The 20,051-nt window shown below is 60.9% G+C and carries 17 protein-coding genes; 6 read left to right on the top strand and 11 right to left on the bottom strand.

Translation table 11 applies throughout. The features are described 5' to 3' along the window. Nucleotide 1 precedes the first annotated feature (1 nt). From AC04SI_RS21410 to AC04SI_RS21395, 4 genes are all read right to left on the bottom strand, one after another. Nucleotides 2-856: an MBL fold metallo-hydrolase gene (locus AC04SI_RS21410; protein WP_488474833.1), complete on the bottom strand. Its 855-nt coding sequence runs from the start codon at nucleotides 854-856 to the stop codon at nucleotides 2-4. A gap of 75 nt (nucleotides 857-931) precedes the next feature. Next, entirely contained in the window at nucleotides 932-1,381 is a 450-nt protein-coding gene (locus AC04SI_RS21405) for a cyclic nucleotide-binding domain-containing protein (protein ID WP_488474832.1), read from the bottom strand. A gap of 32 nt (nucleotides 1,382-1,413) precedes the next feature. Further along, complete coding sequence (locus tag AC04SI_RS21400; protein ID WP_404282305.1) at nucleotides 1,414-4,128, bottom strand: ABC transporter transmembrane domain-containing protein; 2,715 nt, start codon at nucleotides 4,126-4,128, stop codon at nucleotides 1,414-1,416. Between the two features lie 17 nt (nucleotides 4,129-4,145). Beyond that, complete coding sequence (locus AC04SI_RS21395) at nucleotides 4,146-4,409, bottom strand: hypothetical protein (protein ID WP_404282303.1); 264 nt, start codon at nucleotides 4,407-4,409, stop codon at nucleotides 4,146-4,148. Nucleotides 4,410-4,489: 80 nt separating this feature from the next. On the opposite strand from AC04SI_RS21395, the gene AC04SI_RS21390 reads away from it, so the two are divergent. Further along, nucleotides 4,490-5,164: a class I SAM-dependent methyltransferase gene (locus AC04SI_RS21390; protein ID WP_404282302.1), complete on the top strand. Its 675-nt coding sequence runs from the start codon at nucleotides 4,490-4,492 to the stop codon at nucleotides 5,162-5,164. Between the two features lie 90 nt (nucleotides 5,165-5,254). On the opposite strand, the gene AC04SI_RS21385 is transcribed toward AC04SI_RS21390, so the two are convergent. From AC04SI_RS21385 to AC04SI_RS21370, 4 genes are all read right to left on the bottom strand, one after another. Beyond that, nucleotides 5,255-6,397 carry a glycosyltransferase family protein gene (locus AC04SI_RS21385; RefSeq protein ID WP_404282301.1) on the bottom strand — a complete coding sequence of 381 codons (1,143 nt, stop codon included), beginning with the start codon at nucleotides 6,395-6,397 and terminating at the stop codon, nucleotides 5,255-5,257. After that, complete coding sequence (locus tag AC04SI_RS21380) at nucleotides 6,394-7,638, bottom strand: glycosyltransferase (RefSeq protein WP_488474831.1); 1,245 nt, start codon at nucleotides 7,636-7,638, stop codon at nucleotides 6,394-6,396. Before AC04SI_RS21380 ends, AC04SI_RS21385 begins: the two co-directional genes overlap by 4 nt. 1 nt (nucleotide 7,639) lies before the next feature. Further along, nucleotides 7,640-8,854, bottom strand: a complete 1,215-nt coding sequence (locus AC04SI_RS21375; protein ID WP_404282297.1) for a glycosyltransferase family protein — start codon at nucleotides 8,852-8,854, stop codon at nucleotides 7,640-7,642. A gap of 395 nt (nucleotides 8,855-9,249) precedes the next feature. Beyond that, entirely contained in the window at nucleotides 9,250-10,986 is a 1,737-nt protein-coding gene (locus AC04SI_RS21370; RefSeq protein ID WP_404282295.1) for an adenylate/guanylate cyclase domain-containing protein, read from the bottom strand. 327 nt (nucleotides 10,987-11,313) lie between these two features. On the opposite strand from AC04SI_RS21370, the gene AC04SI_RS21365 reads away from it, so the two are divergent. Both AC04SI_RS21365 and AC04SI_RS21360 read left to right on the top strand, forming a co-directional pair. Then, entirely contained in the window at nucleotides 11,314-12,201 is an 888-nt protein-coding gene (locus AC04SI_RS21365; protein WP_488474830.1) for a metal-dependent phosphohydrolase, read from the top strand. A 711-nt stretch (nucleotides 12,202-12,912) separates the two neighbouring features. Beyond that, nucleotides 12,913-13,548 carry a hypothetical protein gene (locus AC04SI_RS21360; protein ID WP_488474829.1) on the top strand — a complete coding sequence of 212 codons (636 nt, stop codon included), beginning with the start codon at nucleotides 12,913-12,915 and terminating at the stop codon, nucleotides 13,546-13,548. A gap of 69 nt (nucleotides 13,549-13,617) precedes the next feature. Here the strand turns inward: AC04SI_RS21360 and groL are convergent, their stop codons facing one another. The 3 genes from groL to AC04SI_RS21345 form a co-directional block, all read right to left on the bottom strand. After that, on the bottom strand, nucleotides 13,618-15,264 hold the full coding sequence (gene groL / locus AC04SI_RS21355) for a chaperonin GroEL (RefSeq protein ID WP_404282290.1): 1,647 nt from the start codon (nucleotides 15,262-15,264) through the stop codon (nucleotides 13,618-13,620). An 18-nt stretch (nucleotides 15,265-15,282) separates the two neighbouring features. Continuing rightward, nucleotides 15,283-16,590, bottom strand: a complete 1,308-nt coding sequence (hemA, locus tag AC04SI_RS21350) for a 5-aminolevulinate synthase (RefSeq protein WP_404282352.1) — start codon at nucleotides 16,588-16,590, stop codon at nucleotides 15,283-15,285. A gap of 105 nt (nucleotides 16,591-16,695) precedes the next feature. Next, nucleotides 16,696-17,310: an SCO family protein gene (locus AC04SI_RS21345; RefSeq protein ID WP_404282288.1), complete on the bottom strand. Its 615-nt coding sequence runs from the start codon at nucleotides 17,308-17,310 to the stop codon at nucleotides 16,696-16,698. Between the two features lie 184 nt (nucleotides 17,311-17,494). On the opposite strand from AC04SI_RS21345, the gene AC04SI_RS21340 reads away from it, so the two are divergent. The 3 genes from AC04SI_RS21340 (at nucleotide 17,495) to AC04SI_RS21330 (ending at nucleotide 19,931) form a co-directional block, all read left to right on the top strand. Beyond that, nucleotides 17,495-18,211: a hypothetical protein gene (locus AC04SI_RS21340; RefSeq protein ID WP_404282286.1), complete on the top strand. Its 717-nt coding sequence runs from the start codon at nucleotides 17,495-17,497 to the stop codon at nucleotides 18,209-18,211. Between the two features lie 90 nt (nucleotides 18,212-18,301). Beyond that, a complete protein-coding gene (locus tag AC04SI_RS21335) occupies nucleotides 18,302-19,438 on the top strand; it encodes a metallophosphoesterase family protein (RefSeq protein WP_404282284.1) in 1,137 nt (378 codons plus the stop codon). A gap of 22 nt (nucleotides 19,439-19,460) precedes the next feature. Beyond that, nucleotides 19,461-19,931: a c-type cytochrome gene (locus tag AC04SI_RS21330; protein ID WP_488474828.1), complete on the top strand. Its 471-nt coding sequence runs from the start codon at nucleotides 19,461-19,463 to the stop codon at nucleotides 19,929-19,931. Nucleotides 19,932-20,051 lie beyond the last annotated feature (120 nt).

Here is a 20,051-nt window from a genome sequence, read left to right as displayed (position 1 = left end):
CTCAGCGCTTTTTGTGCAATGAGACTGGAAATTTGAGCGCCTGGCCATCCCGCGCGGCAAAAGCGCCGGCAAACCTGTCTTTGGCCAGTTTCTCGATCTCGTCCAGTTCCTCGTCGGTGCGTGTCGGATCGTGGTGAAACAGCGCAAGCCCCCGCGCACCGGCCGCCTCACAGAGCTTGACGCCCTGTTGCCATGTCGAGTGTCCGTTACCGCGGCGGCGTTCCATTTCATCCTCGGTGTAGGCGCAATCGTAAATGACGAGGTCGGCATCTTTGATCAGGCCGAGCACCGCCTGATCGAGTTTGTCCGGCTCGTGCTCAGTGTCTGTGATCACCGCCACGACGCGGCCGCCCCATTCGACCCGGTAGCCCACGCAGCCGCCCGGATGGTTAAGACTGCCGGTTCGGACCACCACCCCTTCGCGCGGCCGAAGCACGTCTCCGGATACGAAATCGCGACAGTCGATGCTTGCCTTGCAGATATCGAGTTTCACCGGAAACCACGGCGGCTGCATGAACTCATCGACCATCTGCCGGGTCGTCATGCGTCCTGCAAGATGCCCGGACCAGAGCCTGACCTTGACGCTCCGGTCATAGATCGGCTTGAAAGCCGGCAGCCCGATGATGTGATCGTAATGGCAATGGGTGAAAAACAGGTCGAAATCGGTCACGCCCGACGCCCGAAGCGCCCAGCCGGCAGGCCGTAGGCCAGAGCCCGCGTCGAACAGAAGCGTATGCTTACCGCATCGCATCTCAATGCAGATTGTGTTGCCGCCATAGCGAGAGAATTCTGGCCCCGATACCGAAATGCTGCCGCGCACGCCCCAAAACCTGACCAGGAAAACGTCGTCGTCCATGCTACCCCTTCGCAGTCCAGTCGCCTATGGTAGCCAGTGCCATCACGACGGCGAGGATTAAGCGCACGTTACTCGTTACTTGGCGCTTCGTGCGTCGATCAGATCCGCGGTCGTATGGCTTAGGCGATCGGCAAGAACCCGCACCATCTCGATGGTCATTTCCGGGAACTCCTTCATAAGCCTCAGGAAATGATCCTTGCGGATTCTCAAGGCTTCCAGCGGACTTGCGGCTCTGACGGTGGCCGTGCGGGAGCTGTTGCACAATATGGCGATCTCGCCAACAATCGAATTTGGCACCAGTTCGGCAACTTTTATCGGTCCGCTGTCGGAATCGACCAGAATATCCGCCCTGCCTGAGAGGATGACATAGGCGGCGTCTGCCTCGTCGCCCTGTCGGAAAAGGATCTGGCCGGCGCTGTAGCTCACGCGATCGGATGTGAACGCAAGCAGCTTGAGCTTTGTCGGCTCTATGCCGGAGAACAAGGGAACGCGTTGCAGCATTCCAACCTCATCCTTGAGCAGCATTGTCGCAAACCTTCCCAAAATTCACGTCTGCTCTATGACAGCAGTTCCTTGAAGATACCGCTTCCCGCCAAAAGTGTCTCGTGTGTTCCGTCTTCCACCAATTGACCCGAGTCGAAGACGATAACGCGATCGAACATCATCGCCATTGCCGGATTCGTCACGACCCACACAATTGCCGGTGAATGGCCGTCGCGTCTGGCTTCCTCGAGCACGTTTCGCAGCACCTTATCCTGCATGCGCTGGTCGAGCGCCGACAGCGGCCGGTTGAGAATGAGAAAATCAGGACGCTTGAGCAGGGCCCGGGCAACATCGAGCTTCTGTCGCTGTCCACCGGTCAGCCGCCTGCCGCCGGCGCCGACGTTGAAGTCCAGGCCGACATCCAGAAGTTCGGCATAAAGCCCCAGTTCGTCAAGAATGTCATAGACGATGGAGCGTATGCGGTCCGGCGCGTCGGGATGGTTGTTGCCCACACGCCCGAACAGGACATTGTCCATGACGGTGGCCGCGGCAATGTATTTGGCAGGATCATACCGTTCGACCGCATTTTGCAGCTCGGGCGGCAGGTTTTCATAGAACCGGTTGCGTGCAGCGACGATCTTGCTCATCAGCTCGTCGCTCAGCAGGCCGAAGCGGTGCCGGGGCTCGATATAGGCAAAGCTCAAGGTGACGATCATGGCGCGGTCGGTCTCCGAAACCGCCTCGTGGGGACGGTTCTTGAGCCGTTGCAGCAAGGTTTCGTAGGCGGGAATCTCCTCGGCGCTCATGAAGGCGAGCTGCTGGAAGAACTGGTGATCGGGCGGCAGGTCGGCAAACAGCTCGATCGCCTGTTCGGCGATCTCCATGCCCATTTCGTAGAGGGTGCGGTCGAGGCCGGCTTGCTTTAGCACAGAAGCAAAATAGGGATTGGCCGCCAGAGCCCTGTCGGCAAGTTCGGGGCCGGCGGCAGCGCCGAAGAGCAGGTTTTGGCCGATCGTTGCTTCCTTGTTGTAGGCGCCCGGCTCGAAAGGAGCCACCAGTCCGCTCAGCCCTTCGTGTTCCAGCCGGGTTCGCAGCGCCGCACGCAGTTCGACGATCCGCCTGGCAAGCTCCGTGTGACGCGTGAGGTCGGCCGAAGAGCGCAAGCCAAGGTCCAGAATGTCGCGCGACAGAACAACCGCGTCGAGCACCCGGCGCACGGCTTCAAAGAGGTCGTGCGGGCCGGTAGCGCCGGCGGAAGCGTAGTTGATCCAGTCGCTGTGGATATCATGCTCCGGATTGCCCGACCGGCGCGCCTCGTCGACGTTCCAGCGGCGCTGGTCTGCCGCAGCACCGTCATAAGGCACCGATGTCAGCGGCGCATGCTTCAACCCGTAGAGCAGGTTATCGCGGAGGCTTGCCTGGAACAGGAAAACATCCGACGAGGCATAGGACATGCGCCGGCCGGTCACTGCTTCGGGGAGTTCAAGCAGGTCGTCGGCGCCCGAAGCGATCCTTCCGCTGTCCGGCCAGTTCAGCCGCGCGAAGGCTTCTGCAAGCGCCTCCGCTCCACCTGTCGCGGTACTGACCAGCGCCACCGTCTGACCCGGCTTGACCTGGAGGGAGATACGATTAAGGAGCATTGCACCGCCATCGTCTGCTATGGACAGATTGATCGCCGACAGCGGGTTGGTCATCGGAGCGGGATCGTCGATCGTCAATGCCCCGATTCTCGGCGCAATGAGATCCTCAACGGTAAACTGTTCAACGACCTGCTGATATTTGACCTGGACATCCTGCCGCGCCTGATCCCAGTCGATCAGTTCCTTCATCGGTCCGGGCAGGTCCTTGTAGGCGCCGATCACGGCCACGAGCTGGCCGACGTCCAGCCGCCCCTGGATGACTAGGTACCCGCCGATCATGTAGAACAGAAAGGGCGTGACCTGCGCGAGAAAATTGTTGAGGAACTTCACCATGAATTTCCATTGGTAAAGATCGAAGCGGATCTTGAAGATGAGCCCGAGCCGGGCAGCTATGTCGGCGCGCTCGTAGTTTGATGTATCGTGGATGTGAACCGCGCCGATGCCGTCGACGATTTCGCCAACCCGGCCCGAAAGCGCGCGCGCCGTCAACTGCCGCTCGCGTCCAAGCACGATCAGCCGCCGCCGCATTCGCGGGATGAGCACGATCTGGATCCCCACAATCACGGCCGCTATCATTCCGAGCCAGACGTTCTGGACCATGATGAACAGCATGGCCGTCAGCGCCTGGCCGCCGAGCAGTACCGGCTGCACGAAGGCATCGCCGATGAAGCCCCCCAGCGGCTCCACCTCGTCCTTCACCATGGTCGCCACTTCGGCGGATTTCACCCGCTTGAAGTAAACCGGCGGAAACCGCAGCACACGATCGACCAGATCGAAACGGATACGCCTCAGCATGCGTTCGCCGAGGCGGCCCTTGTAGGTGTTGATGTAGAGTTTGAACAGGCCGTTGATGACGACCAGCAAGAGGAACACAAGGCTCAGGGCAAACAACGTCGCCGTGCGGTCGAGCTGAAAACCGGAGAAGAACAGGACCTCTCCAATGAACGGCAGGTTATAGTGTAGCCTCATGAATGGCTGGGTCGCGCCCGGTTGCTCGAAGCCGCCACCTTGGATCGGGCCGTTGACGATCAGCTTCGGCAGGTCGAAGGACATGAAATACGGGATCATCGAAAGCACGACGATCATCAATATCCCGACCTGCTGCTTCTTGGTGTGCGTCCAGATATAGCGGGCTAGGCTGGGTTCCATATGCGGCTGTGGACCCTTCAGTTGGAAGGATGCAGGATGTAAAAGCACCTGCTGGCGAATGGCGTATCGGCAATTTCCTTGTCGCCGACGACAAGCTCGAAGCTGCAGTGCACGGAGATTGTCCTGCGCTCAAACGCTTCGCGGCTTCCGTAGGGTTTTGGCGAATAGCCAAGCACGAGACCGCAGCTGCGTGGCTGGTGCTGGCGGATGGACGCCGATGGTCCGGACAGATGCACGCGGCTCTCTCCGGCACCGGGCAATGGCGAAGCGGCTTGCAGCATAATCACGTCCGCGGATCAAACAGCCTTGCGGGGGGCAAGATTGCGTTGTGTCGCCCGAAATCCCACCATACAAGACGAATATGATGGATGTCACGCAACCACGCAATGCCGGCATGGACGGGCACGAGCAAACCCTGGACCTCACGCGGGGAATTGCTGCCTATGTCGACCGCCCTCTCGTGGCAGGGCTGGCGCGCGTCATCGCCAAGCATCCGCAGGCCGATATCGCCAACGCTTTTAACCACAAGCAGGTCGCCTGCAAGATGTGGGCGCTCGACAGGCTGTTCGAAAGCTGCGGCGGCCGGTTCGGGCGCATATGGGTCCTGGGTGGATGGTACGGCGTATTGCCGGCAATGCTTTTCAACGACGCCCGCTTCGACATCGCGGCGGTCGATAGCATCGACATCGATCCCGAAGTCGCGCCGGTCGCCCGGACCCTCAACCGGGAAGCCGGCGACCGGTTCCGGGCGCTGACGGCAGATATGTACGCACTCGACTATGCGGCCGGGCGGCCCGACCTGACGGTCAATACGAGCTGCGAACACATAGCCGATCTGCGCGCCTGGCTTGCTCTGCTTCCGCGGGGTACGAATGTGCTGCTGCAATCGAACGATTATTTCAGCGAGCCGACGCACATCAACTGCGTGGCCTCACTTGCAGCCTTCGAAACAATGGCGGCGCTACGGGAGGTGCGGTTCTCCGGCGAACTGCCGACAAAAAAATATACGCGCTTCATGCTGATCGGAACGGTTTGAAGCGCGTTACGCGAATCTCATCCAGACACGACGCGCGTTAGGATCCATCGTCTGTTTGATCATGAACTTTTTCGAAACCGGGCTCCACTTTTAGGGACCATGTCGATACCGCTCGCGCAGGATTTGCGCCGAGCGACGCGCGCCTTCCAGATCGAGACGATGCGCGGATGGCGTCGGTCCCACAAGCGCCTGTTCGATCGCTTGTGCCAAATCTTCAGGCGTTAGGTCCTTTTCCATCAGCACCGTTGCAAGACCGAGTTTTTCGAGCCTCAGGGTGCGAAACGTCTGTTCGGTTTCCCCGCCGGCTGCAAATGGAACGAGCAGGGAGCGACAACCCGCGCGCAGGACATCGCAGACCGTGTTGTAACCCGCCTGCGAGACTGACAGGCGGGCGCCGGTCAGCAGGCTGGCGAAATCCTCGCGGAACCGGAAGATGGACAGACCCGGCGTGGCATCGCGTGCAATCGCGTCAAACTCGTCTTTCGGCAGGTTTGGGCCGGTGATCAAACACCATTTCCAAGCGTTGTTGGCATTCCGCGCCGCTGCGATGGTGGATCTGACAAGGCTCTTTCCGGCAGCCCCGCCGCCAACCGACACCAGAACGTCGAAGCGCTCGGAAGCCGCGGGCGATGGCGGCCCGGCAACGAGCCCTGTGTAGGTGATCTCGGCCCTGATCGCCCCGGCCAGTGGAAATGTCTTGTCGATGGTTGCGAAAGCCGGGTCGCCGTGGACCATAACCAGGTCGAAATGCCTGTTGATGAGATCGACCGTTTCCTCGTCTCGGCCCGGCTTGACGCGCTCCTGAAGGATATCGCGGACGGACGTCGCCAGCAGCGGCCTGGGCGACGCCGCGTCGATGGCCTCGATCAGCGGCAAGAGTTCGAAGCGCATCTGCCGACGTCCAAATGGAAACGCCTCGACAATGACGATATCAGGCCTGCAATCCCGGAATGCCTGCAGCAGCATCTCTGAACGCGATTTCTTGAAATCATCGTCGATGGGTTTGCCCTGTAGGTCGACAAGACCGGAAAATCCTTCATCACCGGAGGTGACAGGTGGCAGGGTTACAGATTTTACACCTGGTCCCGGAAACCCCGCGATCGGCGCTCCGCCGGTCACGACGGTTACGTCAAACCCGTCATCGACCAGAGCCGCCGCAATGCGGCTGGCGCGCGCGAGATGGCCGATACCGAGCAGGTGTTGGACATAGAAGAAAGCGCGCAGCCGCTTCATTCGGCGGCCCGCCACTCCCGCTCGAACAGTTCCTTGAGCTGTCCAATGCTTGCCATATGATCGAAATTGCTGCGCACGCGCCGCTCTGCGGCGTCGCCGAGGCGGGCGCGCAGCACGGGATCACGGATCAGGCGCTCCAGCGCCTGTGCCAGGGCAATTGGGTTTTCCATCGGAACCAGCAGCCCGGTTTCATCCGGCGATAAAAGCTCCGGCACGCCGGAAATATCGGTCGACACGCATGCAAGCCGCTGGCTAGCTGCCTCCACCAGAACATTCGGCAGACCGTCCCGGTCGCCATTTGCGGTGATCCTGCAGGCCAGGGCGAAGATGTCGGCGCAGCGGTAGTGCTCAAGCACCTCCTGCTGCGCAAGCGCGCCTTTCCAAGAGACGCGACCATCCAGGCCGAGCTTTTGCGCCAGCGCCTTGAACCGCTCCAATTCCTCACCGCCGCCGATATGCTCGAAACGCCACGCCAAATCACCAGGCAAGAGGGCAAGGGCCTCCAGCAAGGTATCGTAACCTTTCTTTTCAACGGCGCGCCCGACACTCAGAACGATAACCGGTTCGTCCGGCGCCGAGCCGTCATGCTGTTTTCGCGCCTCGCCGAAACTGCCGAAGCGATCAAGGTCGAGCCCATGATAGCTCAGATGCACGGACGAGTTGCCGTTAGCGAGTTTTTTCAGACGGTCGAAGCCGGTTTTCGTGCAAGTGACCGTCCAGCGCGCCGAGGAAAGCTTGCCAGCCAGATCCCAGTCCGCCGAAGTCCAGATGTCCTTGGCATGGGCCGAGCAGCTCCAGGGCAGGCCACGAAGCTGGCTGGCATAGCGCGTCACCGATGCCGGTGTGTGCGCGAAATGTGCATGCAGCCAACCCGCGTCTTCCGGCCATTCGGCCGCCAGCACGAGCGCTTGCCCGAAGCGGCGCACGCGATTACGCGTAAAGTCGCGGGGGATATCGGCAGCCAGCGATCCGAGCGCGCGCCAGAAGCCCGGCCGCAGCAGATAAGCAAACAGCGAGCGAACCACGCGCAGCGGCTCTTCATGCAGATATTCCGGCAGGTAATGGACGGGCGCTTTGATCTCGTCATGCAAGGGGTGGCGTTTTGCGTCGGTCGGCCGCCTGAGCGCGACGAGCATCAGCTCGAACCCCGCACGCTCCAGACCGAGCAGTTCCTGCGCGATGAAGGTTTCCGACAGCCGCGGATAGCCCTTCAGAACCACGACGATCTTGCGACGTTGCAACTCAGTTCATGCCTTCAATGACCGAAAGGTGATGGCCGGCCCGCCGGTCGAACAGTTCCGCGACGATTTCGGAAATATGAGGCAGCCCTTCCAGCGTCAGATGGGGATTGCTCTGCGATGGACGGGGCCGGTCCGGCAGCACCTTCAGTGCATCGGCAAACCGCAGGGAATCCTCGGCTTCTTCCGGCAAAAGCATCTCGATGAGGCCGAGTTCGCCTGCGCGCCGTGCTCGGATCAGTTGTTCCTCGCGAGGCTTGACGCGCGGCACGATCAGCGCCGGCTTGTCGAAAGACAGTATCTCGCAATAGGTGTTGTAACCGCCCATCGCCACTACCGCCTTGGCGCCGGCAATCAGCTCTTCCATGCGATTGTCGAACTCGATCATTTTGATATAGGGGATCTTGGACCCTTTCTTGAGCAGCTTGTTGCGCTTGCGCGCCGGCATGTAAGGCCCAAGCACGATCAGCGCCCTATGCCGCAACTGCGGATCCTGCTGATAGGCATCGATGACGTTGTGGATCAGTTCGGCGCCGTCACCGCCGCCACCGGTGGTAACGAGGATATAGTCGCCCTCGGGCCGGTGGCCGGGCAACTCGTTCTTCTGCAGGCTCCGTTGCAGGAAACCGACGAACTTCATCTTTGCCCTGACAGCCGGCGGCACATCCAGGCCGGTCAACGGATCGTAGAAATCCGGCGGACCATAGGCCCAGACCTTGTCGTAGAACAGGCCAATCTTGCGCATTACATCCCTGCGTGCCCACTCTGCTTCGAGCAGATGCGGCGCGTCCATCACCTCGCGCAGGCCTAGCACGAGCGTGGTGCCCCGCGTCTTGAGGTAGGACAGCGTGTCCTCGATCTCACCGCGCAGGCCGAGCGGTTCCTTGTCGACGATGAAGATATCCGGCCGGAAGGTCTCGGCTGTGTGGCGGATGATCGACTGGCGCATCCTCAGCGTCTCATGCAGATCGATATCCTTTTCCAGCGAGGTATACTCGCCGTTGCGCAACTTGATGACGCTGGGGATCTTCACGAAGTCGACACGGGCGCGGTAGTCGAAGGCGCCAGCGATAGGCGCACCCGAAATGATAAGCACCTGAAGTCCGCGGAAATCCTCGACCAGCGAATGCGCGATCGTCCGGCAGCGCTGCAAGTGGCCGAGCCCGAACGTGTCGTGGCTGTACATTAGAATTCGCGCGTCTTGTACGTGATGGGTCATTGTTGAACGTCTTTTAGAATTCTCGCCTCGAGGACCGTGGGCCGCAGGGTTCGAACCATCCTCGCGGGTTTACCGACCTGTTTTGGAACATGAGGGCGCAATTTTCAATTTATATTACCCAAGAGGGTCCATATGCCGAAACCAGGAAGCTGCGTCTGCTAAGCGGCCCGCCTGCCACGTGGCCCAGAAGCACCTGCATCATTTCACTGGTATTGATCCTCGCCGACGCAGATCCGTTTGCTTGGCCAGCTTGCAGAGGCCTTGTCGATCGACCGGTCCCCCATTGGCCGGTAACACCTTCGTAACTGAGCGTCCAGCCAGTGCGGTTGCCGATTTGATCGTTCGAACCGCTCGAAGATCATTTGGGCCGTCGCACGAGGCCAGCGAACCTATGCCTAGAACTGAGCGGATTCGGCAGTTTTTAGCCCATCAACCAAATGCTGAAGGTCCGCGTTGTTCGCGTAGTGCAGGGTGGCGACCAACGTGTCGATCGTGAACTCCGAATCGAGCTTGCCTATTTTAGCGTAGTGCGCGGCCGCAGCAGTCCGATCACCCAGCCAGCCATAGGCGGCCGCAACAAAGGCATGCTGGCTGGCATCCATCTTCGACAGATGCATGAAGGCCTCGACGGCTTCCGAGTATTCCCGGGCTGCGAAATGCGCTTTCCCGAGATGGCTCCAGAAGCGCTCCGGGTGGTGAGGGTTCAGCTGCATGGCCTTGCGAATCCAGTCGGCCCCTTCCTTGGGGCGGCCGAGCCAAGTCAGAAGCTCGCCCTGCTGGACCACCACGAGATCGTAGTTCGGATTGAGCGCGAGGGCGCGTTCCTGGTGGTGGCGGGCCTTGGTCAGGTCGTTGCGGCTGATGTTGATTGCCGCCAGGATTCGTTGGACGTCTGCATCGTTGGCGTCCAGCGCCTGTGCCGACTCCACCTCGCGGACAACCTCGTCGAAGGTCGCGTCCTTGTCGGCACACCAGCCGTAGCCCCAGGCTTGCCCCAGGATGCAGCCCTTCCAGGCGTGGGCATGCGCGTAGTCGGGGTCGAGCTCTACTGCCCGCGTTATCAGTTTCAGCGCCTCCTCGTTCTCGGCGCGATTGCTGCGATGGTGGCGGACCTTGGCCGCCAGCACACATTCGTAAGCGGCCATGCTGGCCGGCGTCTTGCGCGCGACCAGATCCTGTTGCGCGGCCTCGAGGCGCCCCGGCAGCGTGGCCACGATTGCCGCTGTCAGCTCATCCTGGATGGCGAACACGTCGTCCAGCTTGCGATCGTATCGCTCGGCCCAAATATGTGTGTCGCTTGCTGTGTCGATCAGCTGGGCGGTGACCCTGAGTTGCCCGCCCGATTTGCGGACGCTGCCCTCCACCAGATATTGCGCGCCCAGCTTCTGGGCGATTTCGCGCAGATTCACCGACTGCCCCTTGTAGACGAAGGTGGAGTTGCGCGAGATCACGAAAAGCTCATGCCGGCGCGAAAGTTCCGTGATGATGTCCTCGGTCAGGCCATCGACGAAAAATTCCTGTTCGGAATCGCCGCTCATATTGGCGAAGGGCAGGACGGCGATCGAGGGCTTGATGACGCCACGTCGGGCGGCGCCGATACCCACCGCCGAAGCAGCATCCTCGAGTATCGCACGCCAGACCCGCACCGGGCGTAAAATGTTCTTCAGCGACTTCTCGCCCAGATCCTCGAACTTGACTTCAATGCGATCGGAGACCTGTTCGTAAACGGCCTGGGTGACGCATACCCCGCCGACATCAGCGAGCTGCTCCAGTCTCGCCGCAACGTTGACGCCGTCGCCGTAGATGTCGCCTTCATCGAAGATGATATCACCAAGGTTGATGCCAATGCGAAACTGGATACGACGGTCCTCCGGCACGTCGGTGTTGCGGCGGCGCATGCGAATCTGCATCTCTGCGGCGCAGCGTACGGCGTCCACCACGCTTTGGAACTCGACCAGCATGCCATCGCCTGTGGTCTTGATAATTCGGCCCTGATTCTTGGCGATTGCCGGATCGATGAGCTCGATCCGGTGGGTTCTTAGCCGGGCGAGCGTGCCCTGCTCGTCGGCTTCCATGAGCCGAGAGTATCCTGCCATGTCGGCTGCAAGCACTGCAGCGAGCCTGCGTTCCATACTTCAGCCTCAAAAAGACACGCAACTTTAACATAGAGTCGCTGGAATCAAAGGCTCAGTGGGCCTGGAGCATGGTTCGGGATTTTCGCCTTGCGCCGCATCCGAGACACTGGAGGTGCGAAGCCTAGGTCGCGCCGGGTTCGTATACCTGGAAAACTGCCTGTCGCGATTGGTGCGAGGCTGTTCGTCGAGTGAGCGACAGAATAGCCGTCCTTCAAGACGTTTGAGATAGGTGCCGCTGTAGATAAGATCTAGGCCAAAACCGTGCTAGGATGGCAGCAGCGCGGCGCGACATGTCGTGCTTCAAAGCGGTCAGCAACGCTTGTCATGCTCAATCCAATCTCCATCATGGCCGACCGGCTCGGCGACTATCTGTCAGAACTCTATCTCCAGTATTTCTCGCATCGCAATTCGGAATATGCGAGCTACATAGGCGGCGCGGCCCGCCTAGTCCTGGAGCGCATCGGCAATTCGAACGCCCTCTATCACAACATCGAGCACACGCTGATGGTTACGCTCGCTGGCCAGCAGATCATCCGCGGCCGGCTGCTTTCGGAATCCCTGACCCCCGATGACTGGCTGCATTATACCTGCGCGCTGCTTGTCCACGACATTGGCATGGTGCATGGCGTGTGCCAGGGCGACACCGAGGACAGCTTCGTCATTAACGAGGCCGGCGACCGCCATACGCCACCGCGCGGCGCCTCCGACGCGGTACTTGTGCCCTATCATATCGAGCGCGCCAAGATCTATACGCGCCAACGTTTTGCTTCCTCGAAGTTCATCAACGAGGAGCGCATTGTCGAGGCGATCGAGATGACGCGCTTTCCAGTGCCGAACGATCCGGCATATCAGGTCACCAACACCGAGCCGGCGCTGGTCAGGGCCGCGGACCTGATCGGCCAGCTCGCTGATCCCTTCTACCACCGCAAGCTGCCGGCGCTGTTTGCCGAGTTCTCTGAGATCGGGATGGTGGAAAAACTCGGCTGCAAGACCGCCGCCGATCTCGGCGCCATCTTCACCGATTTCTTCACGGTGCAGGTCGAGCCCTATATCGGTGACGCGATCCGCTATCTGGAGCTGACGACGGAAGGCAAGCAGTGGATCGCCAACCTCCACAGCAACCTCTTCCAGTCCGGGCATCGCCCGGCCAGGATCGGGCCGTTCCCCGGCGTGTTGCAGCCGACCTCGGCGAGCCTTTCCGTGGTAACCTAAGAGCCGAGGATTGTTTCCTTTTCCGCCGGTGCCAAGCAGGCTACTGTGCGGCTATGATAGCGTAGACAAACCGACAGATCGGGCCAGATCGAACATCGCGCATTTGCCGTACTAATGCCGTGCTAATTTCATGACGCACCTTCGACTCGCCCTCACCGACCGCGCCGTCGCAAGCCTCCCCTCCCGGCCGCGCCAGATAATTCAGGCTGACCAAATCCAGTCCGTTACAAGGGTGCCCGACAGCCGATCAGTTGCGTCCCGTGCCGCCGCTACTGCATCTTTATGAATATCTGCTGGCCAGTGGCTTCCTGGTTGCGCTGCCTCCCAGCTAGCGATGGTATGTCGTGCAAACTTCTCAACACTCCCACTTTGCTACGATGAAACCACTACTGTCGAAGGGCCATTTTCGGTTGGCAGCGTACTTGCATACGGTGAGGCGTTCAAATAGAGAGCTGATGAGATGTTGGTTTTCCGAAAATCGAGCAGAAGAAAGCCCACAGAAAACGCCGGATAAGCAGCGCAAATCAGACCTACGAGATCGGCCTGGTCGTTGCGCTCTGGGCCGACAAGTTTCAGTGCGCTCGGACCCCGCGCGGGCAAAGGGCGGGGCAAAAAAGCTTGAATTGTTCGACGGTCGGACGCTGGATAGCGAGACAGCGGCCGACGAGCGACCGCCGGAACTGGCTTCCGAGGCGCTGAAGGGGGGAAATCGTGGACACGACGGCGGAAACAGACGTTACTTCGTTGATTACGGGCTTCGAACAGCTCGCCGAGCGTTTCGTCTCCGGACTGTTCGCGCGGTTTGCCGCTTTGAGCGACGTCCCCGTCGAGCTTGAAAACCTGAGGGCCTCGCTTGCGGCCGGGGGAACATCTCTCCTTGCGCTCCTGTTCGAGATTGTGTTGGTTGTTGCGCTCGTCGCGAGCGTGTTCATCCTGCTCGCCCGGCGGTTCAAGAAGGCGAGTGCCACAAGTAGTGCATGGCGCAGATTCTTCGCGGGCGTGGCGGCTACTGTGGTGGCGCTGGTGATCGGTTTCATTGCTGCGCGGCTGCTGGCCGGTTCTGGCGTGCCTTTGCAAACCCTTCGCCTTTGGACGGTGGCGACCGTGCTCGGCTTCATCATCCTCGCCGCCGTCAGATCGCTCTTGATGGCATTGCGGCGAACCGAGTTCGCGGAGCGCTCCGTCCATCTGGTGGCGCTCGTGCGCGACCAGTTGCGAGCGTCGCATGACGCGATCTTGACCCGTTGCTGCCCTTCGCACCGCCGATCACCAATGTCTGTTCTCGGCGAGAGCAAAAGCGAGAAAGCGAGCTTCGAACAGCCCAACCTCTGGGCAGCAACGACCTAAGCAGGCCGGCCACCCATCAGCGCGGCGATCCAGTCCGGACACCTCCTGCCTCCGGTGGCCGCAAGCCGCTCAGAAATCCATATCCATAGCGTGATGATCATGATGATCGTGGCCGGGAAGTTCCGGCGGCGGCGGCCCCGGCACCTCGACCACCGTGGCTTCCGTCATGATGAGGATGCCCGCCACCGAGGCTGCGCCCTGCAGCGTCGTGCGCACCACCTTGGCGGGGTCGATGATGCCCTTCGACACCAGATCCCCGTACTCGCCCGATTGCGCATCGTAGCCATAGGCGTGGTTGTCGTTTTCGAGGATCCTGGCGATGACGACCGAACCTTCCGCGCCGGCATTGATCGCGATCTGCCGGGCCGGCCAGGTGACCGCCTTCCTGACGATCGCGATGCCGGCGTTCTGGTCGGGGTTGTCGCCCTTGAGCGTCTTGAGTGCCCTACCGGCGCGCAACAAGGCGACCCCGCCGCCCGGCAGGATGCCCTCCTCGACCGCGGCTCTGGTCGCGTTCATCGCGTCGTCGATGCGGTCCTTCCTCTCCCTGACCTCGACTTCGGTGGCGCCGCCGACGCGGATCACGGCGACGCCGCCGGCCAGCCTGGCCAGCCGTTCCTGGAGCTTCTCGCGGTCGTAGTCGGAGGTGGTTTCGGCAAGCCCGTGCTTGATCTCGGCGATGCGGGCCTCGATGCTTGCCCGCGTTCCGGCGCCGCCGACGATCGTGGTGTTTGCCTTGTCGATCGTCAACTTCCTGGTGCGCCCGAGCGCATCGAGGGAAACCGTCTCGAGCTTGAGGCCCAAATCCTCCGAGATCACCGTTCCGCCGGTCATCAGCGCAATATCCTGCAGCATCGCCTTGCGGCGGTCGCCATAGGCTGGCGCCTTCACCGCGGCGACCTTGAGAGCGCCGCGCAACTTGTTGACCACCAGCGCCGCCATCACCTCAGCTTCGATATCCTCGGCGATGACGAGCAGCGGCTTGGCAGACTGGACCACCTTCTCCAGCAGCGGCAGTATTTCGTTCAGGCTGGACAGCTTCTTCTCGCTGATGAGGATGTAGGCATCCCGCATCTCGACGCTCATCTTGTCGCGGTCGGTGATGAAACGCGGCGAAATGTAGCCGCGATCGAATTGCATGCCCTCGACGATCTCGAGCTCGGTCTCCAGCGACGTCCCTTCCTCGACGGTGATCACGCCGTCGGCGCCGACCCTTTCCATGGCTTCGGCAAGCGTGCGCCCGATCTCCGCGTCGCCGTTGGCCGAGATGGTGCCGATTTGCGCGATCTCGACATTGGAGGTGATTTTTCTTGCGTTCTTCTCGATTTCCGCGACGACGGCTTCGACCGCCAGATCGATGCCGCGCCTCAGGTCCATGGGATTCATGCCTGCAGCCACCGCTTTGGCGCCCTCCCGGACGATCGCATGCGCGAGCACGACCGCGGTGGTCGTGCCGTCGCCGGCCTGGTAGGAGGCTCTTGTTGCGATCTCGCGCACCATCTGGGCGCCCATGTTCTCGAACTTGTCGTCGAGTTCGATTTCCCTGGCGACGGTCACGCCGTCCTTGGTGACCCGCGGCGCGCCGTGCTCGCCGCCGATTGCCACGTTGCGCCCCCGCGGGCCAAGCGTGACCCGCACCGCATTCGCCAGGGTGTCGATGCCGCGCAGCATTCGGTCGCGCGCCTCGAACGAGAACATGATTTGCTTGGCGGTCATTTTCTTTGATCCTTAAGACTAATATCTTCGAGGAATCGTGTCGGGCGACGACGCGGCTTCATTCGGCCGCTCAGGCGAAATCGTCCCTTGGAGCCCCAGCCGATTCCAGACGTCGTCCAGAGCCGCAGCGAGGCGATCGATCATGATGTCGTCATGGCAAGGTGTGGGCGTGATGCGCAGCCGCTCGGTTCCCTTGGCAACGGTCGGATAGTTGATCGGCTGGATATAGATGCCGTGCTCGTTCAGGAGAAGGTCGCTCGCCGCTTTGCACTTCGCCGGATCGCCGACCGCCACGGGAACGATGTGTGTGTCGCTCAGCATGAGCGGCAGCGCCGTCGCACCCAGCACCGCCTTAACCCGTCGGGCGCGATCCTGCTGGCGCTTGCGTTCCTCCTCAGAGGTTTTCAGATGCCGGATCGCCGCGGTGGCGGCGGCGCAGATAGCCGGTGGCAACGCGGTGGTGAAGATGAAACCTGGAGCATAGGAACGGACCGCATCGATCAGCGCAGCACTTCCCGTGATATAGCCGCCGAGGCAGCCGAAGGCCTTGGCGAGCGTGCCTTCGATCACGTCTATCCGGTTCATGGCGCCGTCGCGCGCGGCGATGCCGGCGCCGCGAGGGCCGTACATGCCCACGGCATGGACCTCGTCGAGATAGGTCATTGCGCCGTAACGATCGGCGATATCGCAAATGCGATTGATTGGCGCGACGTCGCCGCCCATCGAATACAGACTTTCGAAGACGATGAGTTTTGAACGATCCGGACCCGCCGTCTTCAACAATTCCTCGAGATGATCGACGTCGTTGTGGCGGAAGATGCATTTCTCCGTGCCGGACTGGCGGATGCCCTCGATCATCGAATTGTGGTTGAGAGCATCGGACAGGATCAGACAATTGGGGACCAGCTTGGCGATGGTCGAGATGCCGGTCTGGTTCGAGACATAGCCGGACGTGAAGACCAGCGCCGCCTCCTTGCCGTGGAGATCAGCAAGCTCGCCCTCGAGCTCAACCAGCGGATGGTTGGTGCCAGCGATGTTGCGCGTGCCCCCGGCCCCGGTCCCCATCCGGGTCGCCGCTTCGATCATGGCTGCGACGACCCTCGGGTGTTGTCCCATCCCGAGATAGTCGTTGGAGCACCAGATGATGACGTCCTTCGGTCCTTGCGGGGAGTGCCACACGGCGTGGGGGAATCGGCCTGCGATCCGCTCGAGGTCCGCGAACACCCGGTAGCGTCGCTCCTCCTGCAGCCGCGCGATGGCGTCGGCAAAGAACCCGTCATAACTCGTGACGCCGGCCTCCCGGGACTGCCATCGGCTATCGCTCATGCTTCCCCCAATTTCCGGTCGCCGCAGATCTCGATCTCTCCATCGCGCCGACCTTTGGTTACACCTCACAATTTGCCTTATCTGCAACTCTAGCTAAGGCTTCCTTCATTCATCGGGCTGCGCCATGATTTTGCGCAGCGTATCGGCAATGAGACTGGCCGGCGTGTCGAAGTCCAGGCCTCGGACGAATTTGCCCTGAGGATCCATAATGTAGATGTAAGTACTATGGTCGACGACGTAGTCTTCGGCGCCCGCTTCAGTTTTGTGGCGCGCGCTATAGGCGCCATATCCCTGGGCAACCGCGGCGATCTGTTGCGGGCTGCCGGTGAGTCCGACGATCCTTGGATCGATCGCCCCGGTGTATTTCCCTATCACTTCAGGTGTGTCGCGTTCAGGATCGACGGTGATAAAGATCGGTTGCAGTTTGGCGGCGTCGGGGCCGAGTTCCTCAATCGCCACGGCGATTTCGGACAGTGTCGCCGGACAGACGTCGGGACAAGAAGTATAGCCGAAGAAAACCAGCAGCCATTTGCCGCGATAAGTCTCATCGGTGACCGTCGTTCCGTCCGGCGCCGTGAGCGTGAATGAGCCACCGACCGTCACAGGCGTGTCAGCCCGCGCCAGCAGGGGGCAGATCGACAGGGCCGCTGCGAATATGATGGAGAAGAGGGTATGCGGACCGTAGGCCCAGGGGCGGAGGAGTCCATGCCGTCGCTTCATCAAGTACCTCCGGTACCTCGAGAATGACGTTCCAGGTTCCCGAGTACGACGTTTCGGTCGTAGCAACCTCGCCTGGCTGCACTGATCTTATCTTATTTTGTTGCTGACTGACTAGGCTAGGCGTGGTAGCTTCCTCCGCTAATTAGTCCCTCATAGGTGGCCCCTCACGAAGGAGGCGGCTTCGATGAAGATTGCTGAGCTGATCAGCGGGCTAGCGGCGATCACTTTCGTTGCGACGATATCGGCGCCTGCGCAAGCTTACGAAGAAGGTCCGGTCACGGGAGGCGGAACGATCGAGGGTACGATCGTCTACCGCGGCGACGTGCCGACAACAAAGATCATCCCCACCAAGGATGTCGAGGTGTGCGGGGGCATCCGCGAGGAGCCGCTGATCGAGGTCGGCGGCGATCAGGCCGTGCTGAACGCGGTGGTGTATCTGGTCGACGTGGCCAAGGGAAAGGCCTGGCCGGAGCCCGGCAAGCCGCCGGAGCTTGACAACATCAAATGCCGTTTTGTGCCCGCGGTTCAGGTGATCCCGGCCGGTTCGCTGGAGGTCGTCAACGGCGACCCAGTGCTCCACAACACCCACGGCTACTATGGCAAGCGCACCGCCTTCAACCTGGCGCTGCCCAATAAGGGACAGCGCATACCCGTCGAACTGAAGCGCGCCGGCACTGTCCGCATCGACTGCGACGCGCATGGCTGGATGGAAGGCTGGGTCTATGTGGTGGACAATCCCTACTACGCAATCACCGGCGCCGATGGGAAGTTCAGCATCCCCGATGTGCCGCCCGGCGACTACACGCTCGTGACGATCCACTCCTTCACCGGACCTATAGAGCAGCCCGTAACAGTAAAGGAGAATCAGCCTACCAGCCTGACGATTGAACTGAAAAAATAAGAAAATGGGCGACCCACTGACCCAACAGGGTCGCGTTCCTATGAAAAGACCGACGCTTTAAGAAACGGTCTGCACTGAGGAGGAACCCTGATGTCTGACGAGCTTGACCGCATTCGGCGCGAAATGCGTGCGGTGCTGCAGCAGCCTGGCGTACGCCCCGACGACTCGCTCCAAATCACCCGTCGCACCTTCATTCACAGATCGCTGCTGTTCGGCGCCGCTTCCGTCGGCCAGACCTTCGCGTGGTGGCCGTTGCTCAACACTATCGACGTCGCTCACGCCGCCGAAGCGCCCTTCAAGTTTGCCTGGATTTCGGACACCCATCTCTACCAGAAATCCCTCAACACGCGCTTCGTCGACAAGGTGGTGCGCGCCGTGCAAGAGGTCCAGGCCATGGATCCGCCGGCCGACTTCCTGATCTTCGGCGGCGACCTGGCCCAGCTCGGAAAGATCGAGGAACTCGAGCTTGGCGTCGATCTCCTCAAGGATCTGACGATCAAGAAGTACTACATCCCGGGCGAGCACGACTGGTATCTGGATATGGGCAAGAAGTGGGGCGAATTGTTCGGCCAGCCCAACTGGACCTTCGACCACAAGGGTGTGCGCTTCATTGGGCTCGATACGGTCAGCCGGGGACCGGACTACTGGACAGTGAAGAAGATGACGCCAGAGGAGCGCATGGGCCATATGGCGACCCTCGACGGCACGGTCGCCGGCGCGTGGGCCGGCGTCGGCCGCGACCAGCTCGACTGGATGCAGAAGATACTCGCCGACTGGGATAAGTCCAAACCGATCGTCATCTTCAGCCACAATCCGCTCTACGAGTACTACCCGCCCTGGAACTTCTGGGTGCGCGACTGGCGCGAAGTGAATGACGTGCTGAAGCCTTATACCAAGGTCACCAATATCCACGGTCACGTCCACCAGGTGCTCTACAACGAGATCGGCAGCATGCGCTCGATCGGCATGCTGGCGACCTCCTGGCCGTGGCCCTATGCCCCGGAAGGCGTGCCCAAGCTGACCAAGCCGATGATCCGGGTCGACCCCGGCGATACCTACGATGGGGTCGGCTGGGAAACCGTGAACGTCAACGCCGAAGACAAGGTCGACGTCGAGTACATCATGTGGGGCCGCAAGGAGGTGTTCGTTCAGTCAGACCCGGATTCCTCGCTTAGTCAGCCCGAGAAGTTGCGACCGCGAATGGCCGACAATATGTGGCCATACTAAGGGTGGCCATACCAAAGGAGGAATGGCTATGACAATCAGAGCGACAGTTCTCGGCACGTTGTGCCGTCCGTCCTTCGTCGTAGCGATTGCGGCGGTCGCCGTCTTCGTCGGTCCCACCAGTGCCCACAAGGCACCGCACACACCGGAGCAGTTGAAACAATACGAAGACGTGCTCATGGAGGAGGTCAGGAAGGGCGACCTCTTGTTCCACGGTGATGCGGCGACCGCCAAACAGATGAACGTCGTCCTCTCCACCACGGGAATGGCCTGCGCAATGTGCCATCCCATGGCCTCGGACACCCACCCGCAGTCCTACCCGAAGTTCCAGGTAGAAACGAGCAAATTCGCGACGCTGCGCGACATGATCAACTGGTGCATCGAGAAGCCTAACCAGGGCGAAAAGATCGAGATCGATTCGGAGGCGATGAAGGCCTTGGAAGCATACATCACCTGGTCGAACTCCGGCTCGGTGTTGGTCCCAGGCAAGCATTAGTTGTTTTCGGCTTGGAGCGGGCTGCTTAGGGACGACTTGGGCCGATATCTGAAACCGGCAACCGGCATCGGGTGGTTCTCGATGCCGGTAAAATTGGAGTTGAGCCCTGAAAAGTCGCGC

Source organism: Mesorhizobium sp. CNPSo 4689 (assembly GCF_057784325.1).
The sequence above is the reverse complement of the archived record's forward strand: the minus strand, read 5'-3'. Positions and strand labels throughout refer to the sequence as shown.